Raw genomic sequence first — 18,583 nt, 5'->3', positions numbered from 1 at the left:
CGATATTCGTCTGGTGATGTGAGTTTGATAGCAGCTCTTGGCCCAGGCATTGACAGTTGGAGATAAGACGCACGCCATGTCCTTAAAGAGCAAGAGCGCACAAGATATTGTCATTACTGGCGTGGGAATTGTGAGTCCCGTCGGAATTGGTCTGTCGGCCTTAACAGACAATTTGCGTGCCGGAACCACTGGAATCTCGAAGTCGAAGTTCTTCCCGGGCTTCGCCAGCCCCGATACGGTGACTGCTGAGATCGGTGATTTCAACGAAGAAACGGCCAAGAAAATCTATCTGAAAGAAGTCCGGCGAAGCATCAAGCTGATGTGCCGGGATATTCAGCTCGGCGTCGCCAGTGCTCTGATGGCTCTGGAAGATTCCAAATTGAATCTCGAAACCATCGATCATACGCGGATGGGTGTGGAGTTCGGTGCGAACCTGATGCTCAGCGAACCGGCTGTGCTGGGTGGCCCTGCCGTCGCGATGAGTGAAATCACCGGTGATGCGAGTTTCAAAGGCTGGGGAGAAGCGGGCTACAGCAAAATGGAGCCACTATGGCTGCTCCGCTATCTGCCAAACATGCCAGCCTGTCATATCAGTATTGCTTCCGATGCCCGCGGCCCAAGCAACTCGCTGACTCTCGATGAGGCTTCGGGAAATGTGGTGATCGGTGAAGCGGTCCGCATTCTTCAGCGCGGTGCGGCAGATATCATGATCACAGGTGCCACAGGCTCGTATTCACATCCCGTGCGTGCGTTGCACCTGGCACTCGTCAAAACGTTGTTAGCCTCCTCACCGGCTGAGCCCGCCAGAAGATCGCGACCATTCGAAAAAGATAGAAATGGTTTCGTCGTTGGAGAAGGGGCTGGAACATTGATTCTGGAAACCAGAGCACATGCTGAAGCGCGTGGTGCCACAATTTACGGGCGAATCCTCTCAACAGGTGCCGCCACATGTGTGAATCCTGATGGCGAACCCCGTTACCAGGATGCGGTGAAGGGGGCTCTCAAGGCCGCCTTGAGAAGTGCGGAAATCGAACCGACCGATATTGGTCATTACAACGCTCATGCGGCTGGTCTGCCAGAAGCGGATGCCGCGGAAGCCCGCGCGATTAACGAAGTCTTTGGCAGCTACCGTGTGCCCGTCACCGCCCCCAAAAGTTACGTCGGCAACTCTTCCGCAGGCTCGGGACTGGTTGAATTGATGACCTCGTTAGCTGGTGTGAAAGCAGGGTTTATTCCGCGCACTTTGAACTACGAGACTCCAGATCCTGCCTGCGATGTTTCGATTGTGACAGAGCCAGGTGTGAGTCCTGCGCTGAAGACCTTTGTATCAATGAACGTGACCCGCAAAGGTCAGGCAGCCGCTGTGATTATCGAAGTGGAATAGCTTCGAATTCAAAATTGAACGCTACTTCCGATCGAGTGACCATATGATCTGAAATTGTGTTGGCGGGAGTTGGATCTCGAACGGCTCGCAGCACTTTTCATAGGTAAAACAAAGCATCACATGGAGTTTGTCCATGCGATGCTTTGTTATTCTAAAAAGATCAAGGTTACTACTGAGCGAACTTGCCGAGAGCGAAACCAGCACCTCGATAGGCTGAAAGATATCTGGCCTTAGTCGCCAGGGCCTGCTCAAAGAACTGGTTAGCACCTGCTGTATTACCTGCTCGCAATCGCTGCTGGCCAATAAAGTAATAAGCCTCGCAGAACTGGGCGTTTCTCAGGTTCAGGTCGTTCGGTTCCGCTGCATTGAAGAGTTCCTGCTCGCTGATCTTACCTGCCAGGAAGAGCACGAGTTGATCCATCCAGTCTCGCTTGTCGACAGGTTTGCTGAGGCTGTCAGAGAATGTGGCGGCTGCAGCACCTTCCTGCCCTGCGTAGGCCATGGAAAGATATCGCCAGGGATTCAGATAGCGAAGGTTGGGATCTTCGAGCACTGCATTATTAAACGAAGCCAGTGCGGCTGGGTAATCCTTGCTGAAGAATTTCGTAAAGCCGATGTCAGCCATGGCAATCGGATTTTCAGGATCAAGTCGCAACGTCTCGTTGTAGTCAGCGAGTGCTTCGTTGAGTTTGCCCTGCTGCAATTTCGCGGCCCCTCGCAAGCTGTAGATCCCGGGCTGCTGAGGGTTGAGTCTAAGCGATTCTGTGAAATCAGCGATGGCTGCCGACGGGTTTTCACCATCGTTCAGATAGGTAAAGCCCCGGTTTGTATAGGCGACGTAAAAGCGTGGATCGAGTTGAATGGCCCGTGAGAAATCGGCGATCGCCTCTTTAGGCTTTCGCTGCTGCTGGTAATACATGCCACGGTTATTAAATACGAGCGGATTGTTAGGGAAGACGCGTGTCGTATTCGAAAAGGCGGCTTCCGCCTCGGCAAGCTTTCCAGCGGTGGCATAAGCACTGGCCAGTGCGACATGTGCGCCAAGATGTTGTGGGCTCGATTGAATGGCTGCCAGATAGGAAGCAATCGCCTGCTCGGTATTTTTGAGGTAAACCTGAGCGCCGGCTTTCTGATACTGCAGATTCGCCCGTTCTTCGGGACGTAAATTGGGCCGGGCGAGAATACTGTCGGCAAACTTGATAACGACTTCGGCGTGCTCCCGCTTTTCTTCCAGGCCTGCCAGTGCCGTCATGCCATAGAGATAAGGGAGATAATAATTGATTTTATCTGTGCCGCCGACCTTGAGTGCCGAGCGGGCGTCTTCGATGCCACTGCGAATGAGTTCGAGATCCTGCTGCTGGATGCCGAGTTCCACACGAGCCGAACCTCTCAGGTAAATCGCAATATCGTTGTTAGGATTACGGGCGAGCATGGCTTCTGCCAGTTGGAGAGCCTTGGGGAAATCGCCACGCTGATAGGCCGCCTCGGTTTCAGCCTGCATTGGATCTGCGGGAGCCGTGATCACGTTGGCACCCGGTGCTCCGGGAGGAGTGGGTGGATTTGTCGAAGAACCGGGTGGCCTTGTCGATGGGCGAAACAATTGAGCTTGTGCCATCGAACGGGAGTCTGGGTTTTCAATTCCCAGTAAGGCATCTGTCACGCCGGCATCAGCCAGGCAGGCGAATGCCAGTACGACAACCCGGGGAGACCAACCCTTCAGCCAGTTGCTTGTCAACTGTGCAACGGTCATCGAATGGGGGCTCGAGTGGATGGAAGACAATTGGCCCAACTGTGGATGCGTATTGGACATGGATTTATCGGCTCCTGCGGAAGGTTCTGGATGCGGCCCGTCAGGCGGCTTTGCTCAAACACTTTTGATCGTTGCCATTTATGACGAAATCCGTCAATGGGAGACAATAGCAGGAATGGGTGAATCGGCCCCTGCATGTTCAGTATTTTCAACCAATATAGAAATTGGAGGCCCAGAGCGGGGCGTTAATCTTTTTGCAGAATTTCCATTTCTCCCAGATTGGTTTATCTCACTGCTCTTAGGGAGTCACTCTCTCGTAGTAGAGATCGATTTTTATTCACCTCGAATTCAATGCTCACGAGCTCTGGTTCATCAACGGGCTGGTCGAGGTCTGCCAGGTCGTGCCGTGGCTCTGAACCGTTAAATCATTTGTTGCCCACAGTTGCTGCGGCTTGACACTCTCTGTCGGCACTTGTACTTTGGCAATAGTAAGGATGTTCTGTGTTTATCAGGCTGTTCTTTCGTGCAGTGGTCACATTGTGCGGAAGGCCTGCTGACATTCTGCGGAGGCGATCATGGCTGGTGTTGGTGTACAACGATGGTGAGTTTCGGCTTTCCATCGCTGGCGTTCGCCGTGCTGCCAGTCTCTTTCTTTTAGCTCACGCCTTGCGCGGGCTGCGGAAAGAGCGGCACGCGATTATTGAACCCAATGCAGCGGGTGCTGCCGCAGAAAAGTAGGGCATTCCCTGCTTTTTTTGTTTTAGGGACTTGGATCCCGGAGGCGACTTTGTTTCCGGGGCATGAATAAGGCGTTGCATTCAGTGGGGTGAGCGAACAGCTTCGGCTGGTGAAGCCATCGGGTTTTTCTTCAGGTGCTTTCAAGGCAACTGGTCAAGCCGGATGGCTGAGCTTGCAGAAATCGCGACATCAGGTTGTCGGCAGTTATGCGTCGATGGCCGGGTGTTGCTGAGCTGTTCGCGAGTGATTCGTCAGATCTGGCGGTTTGTCATCTTCGTGATGTCGGGCTTTTGGTTCTGTGATCCACACTGCGGTTTGTCAACGAGTTCATCAAGAGGGTTGTCATGAACGGCAATGAAGTGCTGCGGATCGTGGATTCGATCCATCGCGATAAGAGCATCGACAAGGAGATTGTCTTTGAAGGGGTGGAGCAAGCCATTCTTTCGGCTGCGCGGAAGCACTTTGGTGAGGAAGAAGTCATCGAGGTTCATATTGATCGCACCAGCGGTCAGCCGATGGTGAAAACCAATGGTCGCGAAATTGACCGCGATGAACTGGGTGACATTCTTGGCCGCATCTCGGCTCAGACTGCCAAGCAGGTCATGATTCAGAAGATTCGTGAAGCTGAACGTGACACGTTGTTCGATGAATATGCCCAGTTGCGAGGCCAGATTGTCTCCGGGACAGTGACTCGCAATGAAGGGAGTGCCATTACGGTCAACATTGGCAAGGCAGAAGCGATTCTGCCTCGCAGTGAAATGATCCCGGGTGAATCGCATCGTCCGAATGAGCGAATTCGTGCCGTGGTGCTGGAAGTCAAGAAGATGGGCCCTCGCGTTCGCGTGGTGCTGTCTCGAGCTCATCCCGATTTTGTCCGCCGCTTGCTTGAACTGGAAATTCCTGAAGTCAACGAGAGGATTATCGAGATCCGGTCTCTGGCTCGGGAAGCTGGGTATCGAACAAAAGTGGCTGTCTCCTGTGCCGACAGCAATATCGACCCGGTTGGTGCCTGCGTGGGTGTGCGTGGTGCCCGTATTCGCAATGTGGGCGAAGAACTGGGTGGCGAGCGGATTGAAGTTGTTCGCTGGAACGATTCCCTCCAGGTGCTCGTCCCGAATGCGATGCAGCCCTCGGAAGTGGAAGATGTCATTCTTTGCCCGATGCTGGGCCGAGTGCTGGTCCTCGTGCGGGATGATCAGCTTTCTCTGGCGATTGGCAAGCGGGGCCAGAATGTGCGTCTGGCTTCGAAGCTGGTCGGCTGGGATATCGACGTGATGACTCGTGAAGAGCTGGATCAGCAGCTCGACCAGGCGGTCGTGGCCTATTCGCAGATCCCGGGAGTTTCCGAGGAACTGGCGGAAGGGCTGGTATCGCAAGGATTTCTGAGCTTTGAAGACCTGTCTGTCATTGAGCCCGACGAGCTGATGGAGATGGGCTCATTAACTCAAGAGCAGGCCGACGTGATTGTTGAATATGCCGAACGTGAAAGCGAGCGGATCGAGAAGGAGCAGGACCTTCGTCGGGCGACCGAGAAGGCTGAGCGGCAATCTCAAGAGCGGGAGCAGCGTCGGGCCGAAGAGGCACGGGTCTCGAGTCCCTCTGTAGAAAGCAAAGTGCCGCCTGCTGCGGAATCGGGCAGTGAAGCATCTGTCGAGGAGGCAGCCGGCAATAAATCGTAATTAATCAAAGGCTGGTGTTGACCAGTCAGGCGATAGTGTGAACTGGTGAATGGATGTGGGGCGGTCAGGTCGCGATTTTGACTCCGGAGCCTGCTCAGGAATTCCTGATTTGAGCCGGTGTTTTGAATTGAGCCGACATAGTGAGAAATGATTCTGCCGGGCAGAATTGACAGACTCCTGTTTGAGAGTCTGACTCTTGTTTTGAACAGAGGAACGAGCGTTTGAAGATTCGAATTTTCGCTCTCGCCAAAGAGCTCGATATGGACAGCAGGCTGTTGATCGAGCACTGCGCTAAGGCTGGCATTGTGGTCAAGAACTCTGCCCTGGCCAGCATCTCGCCAGAGGAACGCGATCGCGTTCTGGCAATTATCCGCAATAGTGGTTCAACCACGGTGATGACTGCTCCGGGAGGTGAAGCTCCCGTGACCCCCCAGCGCGAAGAACATGTTCGTGAACTGGCGGGAGCAGTTCGCAAACTGCGGGACATGATTTCCAAAGCCCCCGTCACCAAGCCGGTCGCTTCAGGTAAGCCCCAACCTGTTCAAGAAGCCCCCCGGGAGCTGGAGGAAGAGCTTTCGCCGGAAGTTCAAGAGGTCGCGGCTCAGGAAGACTCGTTTGTGCAGACTGAGGAGACTGTCGTTGGCGCGCACGACACCGAAGTCGAAGCCTCCTCGGAAGGAGCGATAATCCCTGCCGATGTGGCTGGTGAAACCGATTCTGATGCCGAATCAAGCTCTGCGACTGTTGAGTCCGTGACTCCTCCCGCACCAGTGCGTGAACACCAGATGACCTCGCGCGGGTCTGTCAGTACGAAAGGGAATTCTGGAACTGACTCTCCCCCGGGAGCCGGTTCCAAACCACTGCAACGTTCGGCACCCGGCGGTGGAAGTGGTAGTGAGGGTGGGACATCTCAGCCATCACAGGATTCAGGCAATCGCGTTTCGGGTGTGCCGGAGCGTCCTTCGATGCCCTCGCGCATGGCCGGTGGACCGATGCGAGCTGTTGGCAGTCGCCCCATGCGTGATATGGGGATGAGCAGTCGAGGAACTCCTTCGCGAGGTGAGCAGGCAACCACTCAAGGGCCGCCCGCCACTCAAAGGCCACCAGCTCAGGGTGGTGGAGCAGCACCCCCTGTGAATCGTGGGGGGAATGAGCCATCCAACCGCCCCCGTATGAATGTACCAGGTGTTGCGAATCTGGCTCCATTCAGTGGCGGCCCCGTTGCACGTAAAGAAGACGTCAAGGCCCAGGTCCCTGATATCCGCATTGATATCAAAGGTAAGCTGGTGACGCATTCTCCTCTGGGGGATCGAGTCGCTGGCAGCGGTGGCCGCCGCGGCAGTGACGAGAAGAACAAAGCGGATCTGGCGGATATCATGGAGGGTCGTGCCGGTGGCAAGAAGGCAGATAAAAATGCCTTGGGTGCCGGTATGGAAGAGATCCGCGAAGCCCGCCGGGTCAAGCGGACGAAAGATGTTCGTACGTCTGAGGAAGAAGAGATTGCTGAACGTAAGGCCGTTCGCAAGCTCATTCGTCGGCCTGGTCAGAAACAAACGACACAGCTCAAAACAACTGCCGAGATTGAGCCGCCACTGACAGTTCGCTCTCTTTCGGAAGCGATTGGCCGGCCGGCCAAGCAGATCCTGGGGATTCTCTTCAAGCGTGGCGAGATGTTGACCATCAACAGCCTGCTGCATGAAGAGACTGCTCTTGAACTCTCTCTGGAACTGGGCGTTGACCTCAAGATTGTCAAACCCAAGGATGTCGAAGACGAACTTCAGGAATACATCGATCTCCCGGACGATCCCTCAGTTCTGGAAAATCGACCGCCAATCATCACGATTCTCGGGCACGTCGATCATGGCAAGACGACTCTGGTCGACAAGCTTCGGTCTGCGAATGTGGCTGCCTCCGAACATGGGGGCATTACCCAACATATTGCTGCTTATCAGGTGACAAAGAATGGTCAGAAACTGACATTCGTCGATACTCCCGGCCACGCAGCATTTGGTGAAATGCGTGCTCGCGGTGCGAACGTGACTGATATCGTTGTGCTGGTGGTGGCTGCGAATGACGGTGTCATGCCACAGACGGTGGAATGTATTGCTCACGCCAAAGCCGCTGGTGTGCCTCTTGTTGTCGCGCTGAACAAGGTCGATCTCCCTGATCGAAATGAGCAGCGTGTCTTACAGGAACTGGCTGCCCAGAATGTGCTGGCTGCCGAGTGGGGTGGAGACACGGAAGTTGTACGCACCTCCGGTTTAACTGGCGAAGGTCTGGATGAACTCCTGGAAACATTATTGCTGACCGCCGAACTCAATGAGTTCAAGGCGAATTCACAGCGTCCCGCCACCGGGGCCTGTCTTGAAGCCTTCCGTGATGAAGGCCGCGGTCCGTTGGCCTGGCTCATTGTGCAGAAGGGGACACTCCGCCGCGGAGATGTTGTTCTGTGTGGGCAGGCTTACGGCAAGGTACGGTCGATTTTCAATGAGCATCAGCAGGAACTCGATGAAGCTCCGCCATCGACACCGGTCATGCTGGCTGGTCTGGATATCGTGCCGGCTCCTGGCGATAAGTTCGTGGTGCTGGACGATCTGGATCTGGCTCGTGAGATCGCCGAGCGGCGACGGATGGCTGGACGACAGGTCTCGCTCTCTTCGCGCGGTGGTAAACGAACCCTGGAAGATATTCTCAACGCTGCCCGCGAGGGTGAAGTTCAGGATCTGGGTGTGATCGTTAAGGCCGACACGCCAGGTTCTCTGGAAGCTCTGCGAAGTGAAATCGGGAAATTTGAACATCCCGAAGTTCGCGTCCGCATCCTGCACGAAGGTGTCGGTGGCGTCAACGAAAGTGATGTCTATCTCGCCAGTGCTTCTTCGGCAATCATTATTGCCTTCCATGTGATTCCTGAAGACCGGGCAGCAGCTCTGGCACTCCAGGAAAATGTGGAAATCCGCCGTTACAACATCATTTACGAAGTGATTGATGAGATTAAGCAGACTCTGGAAGGGATGCTTAAGCCGGCCAAGAAGGAAGTCACGCTGGGCCGGGCGATTGTGCTGCAAACGTTCAACATCAGTCGTTTTGGTACGATTGCGGGTTGCCGTGTGTTGAATGGTACGATCGAACGAACCAACCGCATCCATGTGATTCGAGACCAGAAAGTGCTGAACTCTTACGCCATTGCTTCGCTCAGGCGTGAGAAGGACGACAGCCGTGAGGTTCGCGAAGGGATGGAATGTGGTATCCGGCTGGAAGGATTTAATGACGTGAAGGAAGGGGATCTGCTGGAAGCCTATAAGATTGAAGAAGTCAAACGGACATTCGATTAAGGGTGGAAATGCAGGATCCCGGGCTGTCGTAGTTCTGGTGAGGAAATAGGTAAAGGCGCTATCGCCATAAGGCACTACAGCCATGATGTCTCGACGACTTGCAAAGGCTTCTCAGGCTGTGCTGGAAACAGTCAGCCTGACCATCATGCGGCATATCCGTGATCCACGCGTCAAGAACGTCACTGTTCTTTCGGCAGAGGTGGCTCCGGATATGCGAACCGCACGGGTTCATGTTTCGGTGATGGGGACTCCCAAAGAGCAGTCTTTGTGCATGCATGGTTTGCAATCTGCCTGCGGCTTCTTTCAGGCCAAGATCGCAGACCGACTGGAGACGCGCTATACCCCGGTGCTGACATTTGTGCTCGATCAGGGGGTCAAACGGAGCATTGAAACGTCGAAAGCCCTGCGAGAAGTTATTCCTGTCGATGAAGCTGAAGAGGAAGGGGAAGATTCTCTGGATGACGATCTTTATGATGAAGAATTTGAGGACGATGAAGCAGAAGTCGCTGGCGAATTGAACGAGGAGGCATCCTCATCAGGTGCCGTGGATCCTGTGGTGACCAGTGAAGAGGCGGGTCGAGTTTCTGATGGTGCGGCGGGTGATGATTCTGTGACCGGCGATGCGGGTGATACAGGTGTCTCTGGTGAATCAAAATCGGTATAAAGTCAGCGACTGTAGAACGAATCTTGTGCATGAAAATCGAAGATCAATCTGCTCTGGCTGATGGTTGGTGGCTGCTTATGAACTGAGAATTGAAATTCAGTGGAATTCCTCCGGAATGATGGGACGTTCCTCTTGTATGATGCTGCCATCATTCCCGACGAACATGATCGTCGTGACGGAAGTCGATAGAACAGTGGTATTTCCCGGAACCTGACTGCGGAAGAAACACACGATGGCCTCTGCCGTACGAACAAAAACCGCCGACAAGCAGGCACTTCTGAAGAAGCTTCATCCGGTTGTCAAAAAGCTTCATAAACTGCCATCGTCTCCCGAGTTTCCAGTTCTGGAAACGATGCTCTATGCAGTCTGCCTGGAAGATTCACCGATTGAAGAAGCTCAGGCGGCTTATGAGCAATTGAGAGCAGCTTTTACAGACCTCAACGAAGCCCGTGTCAGTTCTGTGACCGAATTACAGGAGGCTCTGGGGTCGCTCCATAACAGCGAATGGAAGGCTTATCGTTACAAAGGCGTGCTGCAGCATGTCTTCGATAAGAATTACACGTTCGAGTTCGAAGGGCTCAAAAAGCGGACACTCGAACTGGCCCAGAAGCAACTTGTGAAAATCAAGTCGGCCACGCCCTTTGTCAGAACTTACACACTGCATGCGGTTCTTGGTGCGCATGTTATCCCTCTGGATGAAAGCTCGATTCATACGCTGGTCTGGTTGGGACTGGCGATGCCTGGACAAAATGCTGACGAAATCAGTGAGTCACTCAAGACCACGGTCAAAAAAGCAGAAGTCGATAGTTTCTGCGGGATGATTCGTGCTCTGGCAACCGATTCCAATCTGCGAAGTGCCTTCAATAAAGAGGTTTACCCACATCCACCCGAAGGTTTCGATGCTGGGACGGCGATGGAACGACTGGCTGAACTCATGAAGCTCGGGCCTGCCGCTTACTGGGAGAAGCTGAAGAAGCAGACTGAGCCCAAGGGCAAAGGTGGTCCTAAGTCTCCCAAGTCTGAAGAGAAGACCACGGAAGTGGCGGCTGAAACTTCTGGCAAGACCAGGAAACCAAAAGCTGATAAGCCTTCCGACGATAAGCCCGTCGCTAAAAAGGTATCTAAGCCTCCGAAGGAAAGCACTGAAAAGGCAGCGACTTCAAAGGCTGTGAGCTCAACGGCCAAAAAGACTGAGAAGACAGAAAAGGCCGAAAAGGCACCCAGCACCAAGGCGGCTTCTAAAGCAGCGTCTGACAAGAAATCTGCCAAAGCTGCGCCTTCCGCCAAGACTGCAAAGGGGGATGCCAAAACGACCTCGGCCAAGAGCAAGGCAGCTCCTGTGAAAAAAGCTGGCAAGTCGAAATCGTAGCGGTGAAGACGCGGGAGATGTCGTTCTGTAACGGGCTGATACCTGCTCCCAGGGATCGTTGTTTTTGTGCGCTGGCTCAGGTGGCCAGAAGTTCCCGAACGATCGTCTCTTCGAGTCCGTGGGTTGGTTTCTGACGAAGAGACGCTCTTTTCGCGGTTTCTCTCGCGAACCAGCTTTCGAAAATGTGATCCATCGAACCTTGCCCAAAGCAGACTTTCGTCAAACTTCGGTTTGCTGCCCAAGGACATTCAGGGCTACAATCAGACGTTGTTAAATGTTGAATCGTCGCTGGACGTGAACACCGCGTCTTCAGCAGATGCCCAGGGAAAATCTTGAGGGGCAGGGAATGGAACACGTCAGAAAATGGAGTCTGGGACTGACCGCATTTCGTCTGCGACGGGATGGAGGTTTCCACCTCTTCAAGTTCAGCCTGATGATTCCCTGTTGCGTAGCCATATCTGTGGTGTCTGGGCACGGACTGGCCGATGCCTTCTTGAAGCCTGTGGCTGCGCAGGAGGTTGTCACACCCCCTCCGGTCTCGGAAGAGGCAACCAGGAAAACGGCAGCGTCTGAGGAAACTCAGCCTGCCGGATCTCCCAAGGTCCCCGCAGGGCCTGTCATTCAACTGCAACCACTGGATGAACCGGCTGTTCCTCTGACTCCTAAAACGCCGCGCACTCCTGCCGAAGAAAAACAGGCTGAGGCATTGGCGTGGTTCATGTCGGGCTCATTGTTCGAATCTCGACTGGAATGGAAGCGGGCCTACACGGCTTACCAGCGGGCAGCGGAACTTGATCCAGGCTCTGCCGAGACGTATCGCAAACTGATGCAGATCGCACTGATTCAGGAACAACCTGCACAGGCGATGTCCTGGGCCATGAAAGTTGTCGATCTCGATCCTGCCGACTTCGAAGTTCTCCATACTCTTGCCGCAGGAATGGCTGCCCAGCAGAAAGGGGCCGAGGCAATCAAGTTTCTCGAGCAGGCAGCGAATTCTCCCACACTCGATCCTTTGTCGAACTGGGCGATCCGACTGCAGCGAGACCTGGCGATCCTGTATCTGGCGACGGGTGATATTCCCAAGGCAGCCGATAAGTACGAACTGCTGCTGAAAGTGTTTAAGAAGCCGGATGAGTTCAAGCTTGATCCGAGATTCCGCAACGAACTGATGAATGATCCCAGGACCGGCGCTGAACGTGTTGCCCAGGTTCTCCTGGATGCAGAACGGGTCGCCCCTGCGCGAGAAGCGCTGGAACTGGCGGTCAAAACCGGGAAGGCCAGCCGGGGAAACGTCAATTTCTATCAGGCCAAACTGCTGCTTCTGGAAGGTAAGCCGGCGGAGGCTCTGGTTGAACTTCAGAAGTACATCGATGCTCAAAGACAATCCAAAGGCCGCGAAGCTTACGAATTGTTGTCGCAGATTCTCTCCCGCAGTGGTCTTGAGGGAGAGTTGATTGATCGCTTGACTGCGATTGCCGAAAAAGACCAGCGGAATTCGACACTGCAGTTCTTTCTGGCCGAGAAACTGACGGATCGCGGTGATTACGAAAAAGCCGAAAAGATCTACGAAGCCTCACTAAAGGGTTCGCGAGATTTAAAGGGATATCTGGGGCTTTCGCGTTTGTATCGCAAGCAGAAAGTGGCAGATAAACTGTTGGATACGTTAGGTCGCGGCTTGTCTCAGGCTCCACCGGATGGTGTGGATGAGATTGAAGCCGAGTTCGAGTCGGTGGCAAAGGATCGGGAACTGGTCGGTCTGGTGATTGATGCCGGTCGTCGGCAGGCGACTGCCGAACCTCGTGAATTGACTTTTGAAGAGGCCTATCTGGTCGCCAAGCTGGCCTCTCAAGGTGAGCAGATCGATGCTGCGATCGAATTCTTTCGCAAAGCCAAGGAGATTGCTCCAGATCGTGGAGGCATTGTGCTTTCCGATCTGGCGGAAATGCTCCTGAAAGCCGACCGCTATGCCGATGCTGCCCAGGTTCTGGAAGAAGCTCTCGAAGAGCCCGCGATGGCTGATCGAAAGCCCAACCTGCTCTTCCAGTTGTCTCAAGCCCGGGAGATGAACGGGAATACTGAAGGAGCACTCGAAGCGATTGATCAGGCGATTCGTCTGATTCCCCAGGCGGCTGTCCTGCAGTTCCAGAAAGGTTGGATTTACTATCACAGTCGCAATTTCGAAAAAGCGATTGCCCAGTTTGAAACTGTGCTCCGGGATTTTCCCGGCGAGACACGAATTGTGAGGCAATGCCAGTTCAGCCTGTCGAACATCTATGTCATGCAGGGAGATATCCCACGAGGGGAAGCGATCCTCGAAAAAGTGCTGGAGGAAGATCCAGAGGATATTTCGGTCAACAACGATCTGGGCTACCTCTATGCCGACCAGGGAAAAAACCTGGAAAAAGCCGAGAAAATGATCCGCAAGGCGGTGGCAGCAGAACCTGAAAATGCTGCGTATCTCGACAGCCTGGGTTGGGTACTGTTTAAGCTGGGAAAGTATGAAGAGGCACTTTCGCCACTGGAAAAAGCCGCTGAAATGCGGACGGGTGGAGATGGCACAATCTATGAACATCTGGGAGATGCTTACGACAAACTGGGGCGAGCCGCCGACGCTCAGAAGGCCTGGGCAAAAGCGATGGAGAAATCCAGAGCTGAACGTCTCCCTGATGAGAAATTGCTTAAGCGACTGGAAGAAAAGTTAGGGACGGCTGCCAAACCAAAAGAAGAGGCCAAGCCACAGGGATCGAAACAAGAGGGGGCTAAGCCGGAGGGAGGCAAGCCACAAGGTGTCGAGCCCACGTCCTGATGTTGTGACGATGATCGGCTGGCCTTGCCGTCATCAAGCCCTTGTGCGTGTGCCGGAAACTGGTCATTCTCCGAGGTTTGCTGCCAGCTCAAGAGATCAAATCTCTCGCTTTGTCGTAAGTTGTTGAACTGAATCTGCTAGTTGAGAAGAGATAGACAGTATGGCTGGCCATTCCCATTGGGCGAATATTGCTCACAAGAAGGGACGATACGATCAAAAGCGGGGGAAGCTCTTTGGCAAGCTTTCCAAGGCGATTATTGTGGCTGCCCAGCGGGGCGGAGACCCGGCTGCGAATCTTGCACTGCGTTATGCCATTGATCGCGCCAAAAAGTCGAGCATGCCAGCGGATACGATCGAGCGTGCGATCAAGAAAGGGACAGGCGAGCTGCAGGCCGACAATTACGAGCAGGTCCTCTATGAAGGTTATGGCCCGGGTGGTGTGGCTGTCCTGTGTGATATTCTGACAGAGAACAGGAATCGCACAGCCGGTGAAGTCCGCCGGATCTTTGATATCCATGGCGGGAATCTTGGCAGCACAGGTTGCGTGGCCTGGATGTTTGATCGCCGAGGGCTCTATGCAGTGAAGGCCGGTGTGACTGATGAAGACACACTCATGGAGATCGCGCTCGATGCCGGCGCACTGGATGTTACGTCTGACGCCGGCGGCTTTTCGGTAATTTGTCCCCCGGAGACCTTTACGCCTGTGGGAGAAGCCCTGGAGAAAGCCGGAATCCCAACGGAATCTGCAGAAATCACCATGCTGCCACAGAACACGGTTGAGCTTGATCTGGAGATGGGGCGAGCCGTCCTGGCTTTGATTGATGCTCTCGAAGACAACGATGACATCCAGAACGTGATGTCGAATTTCAGCGTGTCGGAAGAGGTTTTGGCAGAGCTTTCGAAGTGATGGGCCAAAATCCATTTTATGCAGGGTGTTGACTGTTCATTTGATTTCTTGTATTTTTGTACACACGTAATAAACGTGGCTATGTACGGGTTGTGATTGACCGAAAAAGATTTCAAAAAGGATGACTCAGGATGTCGCCGAAGGCCAAGCCAGACAAGAAATCTGCTGCAGACGTTGATCGTGAGCATGTGAAGCTGCTCGATAACACCCTGGGGCAGATCGAAAAGGCCTTCGGTCGCGGCTCGATCATGAAGTTGACCGATGCCGGCATGGATGTCGATGGGATTGGTTCCGGGGCGTTGTCGCTCGACCTGGCACTGGGTGGCAAAGGCTTTCCACGAGGCCGGATCATTGAGATTTTCGGCCCTGAATCGAGTGGTAAAACCACACTGGCACTCCACTGTATTGCCAATTCTCAGCGAGAAGGCGGAATTGCCGCCTTTATCGATGCTGAACATGCTCTCGATCCAGCCTGGGCCAAGAAGCTGGGAGTCAATCTGGAAGAGTTGCTTGTCAGTCAGCCCTCGACAGGAGAAGAAGCTCTGCAGATTGCCGAGATGCTGATCAAATCCAACGCAGTCGATGTTGTGGTCGTCGACTCGGTGGCGGCACTGGTTCCTAAAGCGGAACTGGAGGGGGAGATTGGCGACTCTCACGTTGGTCTGCAGGCCCGCATGATGAGTCAGGCCATGCGTAAGCTGACCGGGGTGATCTCGAAAGCCAAAACCGTGGTGATCTTCATCAATCAGATCCGGGAAAAGATCGGCGTGATGTTCGGCAGCCCGGAAACAACTCCTGGCGGGCGGGCTCTCAAGTTCTATTGCTCCGTCCGGGCTGATGTCCGGAGGTTGGCAACTTTGAAAGAGGGGGATGTCACGACCGGGATGCGCATGAAGGTCAAGATTGTCAAAAATAAAGTCGCGCCCCCATTCCGTGTGGCTGAGTTTGACATGTTGAGTTCACAGGGAATCAGCTTTTCGGGTGATCTTCTCGATCTGGGGGTGGCTGCACGCCTCATTGATCGAAGTGGTAGCTGGTTTACGTATGGGGAAGTCAAGCTCGGTCAGGGCCGGGATAAAGCCAGGATCTATCTGGAAGAGCATCCGGAAGTGATGGCCGAGATTAAGGCCAGAGTGCTGGAACTGCATGCCGCTGGTCAACACATTTCCACCTCTTCCAAGGGAGAGTGATTCCAAGAGAAAATCCGTTGGAAGTGACTCGGATCCAGGGTGTCTGTTCGGGCCGGAGTTCTGCGGGAAATGTTGTGATGAGGTCATGCGAGTCCACGCCGCCTGTCTTCAAGGCTGTTTCCACAGCGAGAGCATCGTTGCGCGGATTGCTGATCGTGGTTCTCGCGTTTGGTGCTTGCTGTTCAACGACACTTCTGGCACAGGCTCCGGCTCTCCCTCTGGTCGCATTCGAAAAGTCGGTTCAAAATCTTGTTGAGCGGAATCAGGGGGCGATTGTCAGTATTGCCCGGGTCCGTCCGTCGGCAACGGAAATGATCGTTGGCCCGGATCAGCGGGTCACCCGGCTGGATCCGCTCGACCCTGATTTTGTTCCCAATGAGTTTGCGAGCGGGATTCTGATTCGCGGGGCGAACCCACAGGAACCTGTGGTACTCACCTGTTATCACGCTGTTCGAAATGGACAGCGGTATGGGCAGCCTGTGAAAGGGGATCAATCGCGGTTGTTCGTCACATTTGCAGGGCGTAAGGGTTGCTGGGCGACAGTTTTCGCCGCCGATCCTCGAAGTGACCTGGCAGTCCTGGCACTTGATAGCGGTGCTTTGAGATCAGGTGATATGAATCTCACTCCGTTGGAGTTAGGCCGTGCGGATGAGATGACCAAAGGGCAGTTCGTGCTGCTGCTGGGGAATCCGTATGCGATTGCACGAGATGGTTCGGCCAGTGTCACGATGGGCATGATTTCCAACATGACCCGTCGCCCACCTCCTGATCCACTGGTGGCTCGGGATGACTCTCGCAAAGCGAAACCCACCATTCATTACTTCGGCACACTCTGGCAGGTCGACGCACGACTTTCACTGGGGATGAGTGGGGCTGCCGCCATCAACCTGAATGGGGAGTTGGTGGGTATGGGAAGTTCGCTGGCCGCCCTGGATGGTTATGAGAAGTCGAGTGGGTTTGTTGTGCCGTTCGATGCCGGAGTCCGCCGGATTGTGGAGTCACTGATTCGAGGCGAGGAGGTTGAGTACGGATTTCTGGGTGTGAGCCTCAATCGAGCTCCCGTGGTCATACCCCGGGCGATCGAAGGCTACCCGCGTGTGTTGTACGGTACTCAGGTGGAGATGGCTTACCCTTATTCACCGGCATGGAACGGTCGAATTGAGCCCGGTGATATTGTGCTGGAGATTGGAGGAGTGCGCATCCTTCAAGGGGATGATCTGATGCGGGAAGTGGGTCTGAAAGCACCGGGAACAGTCGTTCCCTTCAAGGTTTTACGTGGCCAGCAGGAATTGCAGCTTTCTGTACGACTCGGGAAGTGGCCCGTCGACTGGGAAGATCAGATAGTGGCGTCGGGGGCCCGACGATCCGCCTTGCGTGGATTAACAGTCGATTATTCGACAGGACGATGGAAACTTTTGCCGCAGCCCATTCGCTTTCTCCCGGGCGTGCTGGTGACGGAAATCGTGGCAGAGAGCGCCGGTAGTCGGGCGGGGCTCCATGTCGGAGACTTTATTACGGAGGTCAATGGGCAACCCGTTGGTACTCCGGCAGAATTCACAACTTTGGTAACTGCGGCGGCCGGCAAGCTCAAACTCACCCTGGCAGACGGTCGGCAAGTGACAGTGGAAGCCGAATAAGTGCCAAATTTGTGGAAATCGGCAAGCGTTGCGCGACAATTCGCAATGCTGAGGATGCACCGGTTTTGCCGATTGTGATAAGTTGTCAGGGAAAGGCATGAATTTGCATGCCCGGACGTTTCCTCAATCGCCTTGCAGGCACGGCAGCCGATCGAACATGAAGACAGATGAACTCCGCGAAAAGTATCTTGATTTCTTCGTCGGGAAGGGTTGTCTCCGTCGCCCTTCGGATGTGTTGGTTCCAAAAGACGATCCAACCGTTCTTTTCACACCCGCGGGGATGAATCAGTTCAAAAATCAGTTTCTTGGCATCGGGCCTCTCGATTTCACCAAGGCCACAACCTGCCAGAAGTGCCTGCGAACAGGCGATATCAGCAATGTCGGGGTGACGTCGTATCATCATACGTTCTTTGAGATGCTCGGGAATTTTTCGTTTGGAGATTACTTCAAGCGAGAAGCTATCCACTGGGCGTGGGAATTCCTGACAGACAAAAAGTGGCTGGGTCTGGAACCTTCGCGACTGACTGTCACCGCTTATCTGGACGACGATGAGGCAGTCGGTATCTGGCAGAACGAAATTGGCCTCGATCCGAAGCAGATTACCCGTGAAGACGAGTACGAAAACTTCTGGCCTGCCGGTTCACCCACCAATGGCCCGGATGGTGTCTGCGGCCCTTGCAGTGAAATTTACTACACGCCACCCAGCGGCAAGAAAGTCGAGATCTGGAATCTCGTCTTTACACAGTTCAATCGCGTAGGTGATCCCCCCAACAATTTGAGGCCATTACCCAAGAAGAATATCGACACGGGGATGGGGCTTGAGCGGACTGCAGCAGTCATGCAGGGCTTCGAGAGCAACTACGAGATCGATATTCTCCGGCCATTGTGTGACCGCGGCGGTGAGATCCTGGGGGTCAAGTATGACTTTGGCAGCCCTGTGGGCCGACCACTTCGCCGCATTGCGGATCATGTCCGTGCTTGCACATTCGCCATCCATGAGGGCTGTGTCCCTGGGCCGGAGAAAGAAAACTACATCATTCGACTGCTCCTGCGTGTGTTGATCTCGTCGCGGACACAAGCGACAATTTTTGGTATGAAAACGACACAATCCATGCGAGACTGGGATT

12 protein-coding genes are annotated in these 18,583 nt (G+C 54.2%); 11 read left to right on the top strand and 1 reads right to left on the bottom strand.

All coding sequences use genetic code 11. The features are described 5' to 3' along the window. Positions 1-76: 76 nt before the first annotated feature. Positions 77-1,384 (top strand): beta-ketoacyl-[acyl-carrier-protein] synthase family protein, encoded by a 1,308-nt coding sequence (locus A6X21_RS00835; RefSeq protein WP_068845339.1) that lies wholly within the window; start codon positions 77-79, stop codon positions 1,382-1,384. A gap of 169 nt (positions 1,385-1,553) precedes the next feature. Here the strand turns inward: A6X21_RS00835 and A6X21_RS00830 are convergent, their stop codons facing one another. Next, the gene (locus A6X21_RS00830; protein ID WP_068845337.1) at positions 1,554-3,194 is read right to left on the bottom strand and encodes a tetratricopeptide repeat protein; all 1,641 of its coding nucleotides are present in this window, start codon (positions 3,192-3,194) and stop codon (positions 1,554-1,556) included. Positions 3,195-3,716: 522 nt separating this feature from the next. Here A6X21_RS00830 and A6X21_RS24495 point away from each other — a divergent pair. From A6X21_RS24495 to A6X21_RS00775, 10 genes are all read left to right on the top strand, one after another. Next, positions 3,717-3,872, top strand: coding sequence for a hypothetical protein (locus tag A6X21_RS24495; protein WP_165603637.1), 156 nt, complete (start codon positions 3,717-3,719; stop codon positions 3,870-3,872). Between the two features lie 344 nt (positions 3,873-4,216). After that, the gene (nusA, locus tag A6X21_RS00820) at positions 4,217-5,551 is read left to right on the top strand and encodes a transcription termination factor NusA (RefSeq protein ID WP_068845333.1); all 1,335 of its coding nucleotides are present in this window, start codon (positions 4,217-4,219) and stop codon (positions 5,549-5,551) included. Positions 5,552-5,772: 221 nt separating this feature from the next. Next, positions 5,773-8,883 (top strand): translation initiation factor IF-2, encoded by a 3,111-nt coding sequence (gene infB / locus A6X21_RS00815; RefSeq protein ID WP_068845331.1) that lies wholly within the window; start codon positions 5,773-5,775, stop codon positions 8,881-8,883. An 82-nt stretch (positions 8,884-8,965) separates the two neighbouring features. Further along, positions 8,966-9,547 (top strand): 30S ribosome-binding factor RbfA, encoded by a 582-nt coding sequence (gene rbfA / locus A6X21_RS00810; RefSeq protein WP_083233299.1) that lies wholly within the window; start codon positions 8,966-8,968, stop codon positions 9,545-9,547. A gap of 232 nt (positions 9,548-9,779) precedes the next feature. After that, positions 9,780-10,916 (top strand): hypothetical protein, encoded by a 1,137-nt coding sequence (locus A6X21_RS00805; RefSeq protein ID WP_068845327.1) that lies wholly within the window; start codon positions 9,780-9,782, stop codon positions 10,914-10,916. A 346-nt stretch (positions 10,917-11,262) separates the two neighbouring features. Beyond that, a complete protein-coding gene (locus A6X21_RS00795; RefSeq protein ID WP_068845323.1) occupies positions 11,263-13,722 on the top strand; it encodes a tetratricopeptide repeat protein in 2,460 nt (819 codons plus the stop codon). A gap of 160 nt (positions 13,723-13,882) precedes the next feature. Further along, a complete protein-coding gene (locus A6X21_RS00790; RefSeq protein ID WP_068845320.1) occupies positions 13,883-14,629 on the top strand; it encodes a YebC/PmpR family DNA-binding transcriptional regulator in 747 nt (248 codons plus the stop codon). Between the two features lie 131 nt (positions 14,630-14,760). Beyond that, positions 14,761-15,819: a recombinase RecA gene (recA, locus tag A6X21_RS00785; protein WP_068845318.1), complete on the top strand. Its 1,059-nt coding sequence runs from the start codon at positions 14,761-14,763 to the stop codon at positions 15,817-15,819. 77 nt (positions 15,820-15,896) lie between these two features. Beyond that, positions 15,897-17,456, top strand: coding sequence for a trypsin-like peptidase domain-containing protein (locus A6X21_RS00780; protein WP_131818108.1), 1,560 nt, complete (start codon positions 15,897-15,899; stop codon positions 17,454-17,456). Positions 17,457-17,613: 157 nt separating this feature from the next. After that, positions 17,614-18,583 (top strand): alanine--tRNA ligase-related protein (locus tag A6X21_RS00775; RefSeq protein WP_240490133.1); only part of this gene is annotated, 970 nt, incomplete at its 3' end.

This window comes from Planctopirus hydrillae, from assembly GCF_001707835.1.
Taxonomy (GTDB): domain Bacteria; phylum Planctomycetota; class Planctomycetia; order Planctomycetales; family Planctomycetaceae; genus Planctopirus; species Planctopirus hydrillae.
Note: the sequence above shows the minus strand (reverse complement) of the source record. Positions and strands in the feature narration are given on the sequence as shown.

Coding starts and splice junctions, on each gene's coding strand:
- A6X21_RS00835 (WP_068845339.1), top strand. CDS start 77: ATGTCCTTAAAGAGCAAGAGCGCACAAGATATTGTCATTACTGGCGTG.
- A6X21_RS00830 (WP_068845337.1), bottom strand. CDS start 3,194: ATGTCCAATACGCATCCACAGTTGGGCCAATTGTCTTCCATCCACTCG.
- nusA (WP_068845333.1), top strand. CDS start 4,217: ATGAACGGCAATGAAGTGCTGCGGATCGTGGATTCGATCCATCGCGAT.
- rbfA (WP_083233299.1), top strand. CDS start 8,966: ATGATGTCTCGACGACTTGCAAAGGCTTCTCAGGCTGTGCTGGAAACA.
- A6X21_RS00805 (WP_068845327.1), top strand. CDS start 9,780: ATGGCCTCTGCCGTACGAACAAAAACCGCCGACAAGCAGGCACTTCTG.
- A6X21_RS00795 (WP_068845323.1), top strand. CDS start 11,263: ATGGAACACGTCAGAAAATGGAGTCTGGGACTGACCGCATTTCGTCTG.
- A6X21_RS00790 (WP_068845320.1), top strand. CDS start 13,883: ATGGCTGGCCATTCCCATTGGGCGAATATTGCTCACAAGAAGGGACGA.
- recA (WP_068845318.1), top strand. CDS start 14,761: ATGTCGCCGAAGGCCAAGCCAGACAAGAAATCTGCTGCAGACGTTGAT.
- A6X21_RS00780 (WP_131818108.1), top strand. CDS start 15,897: ATGAGGTCATGCGAGTCCACGCCGCCTGTCTTCAAGGCTGTTTCCACA.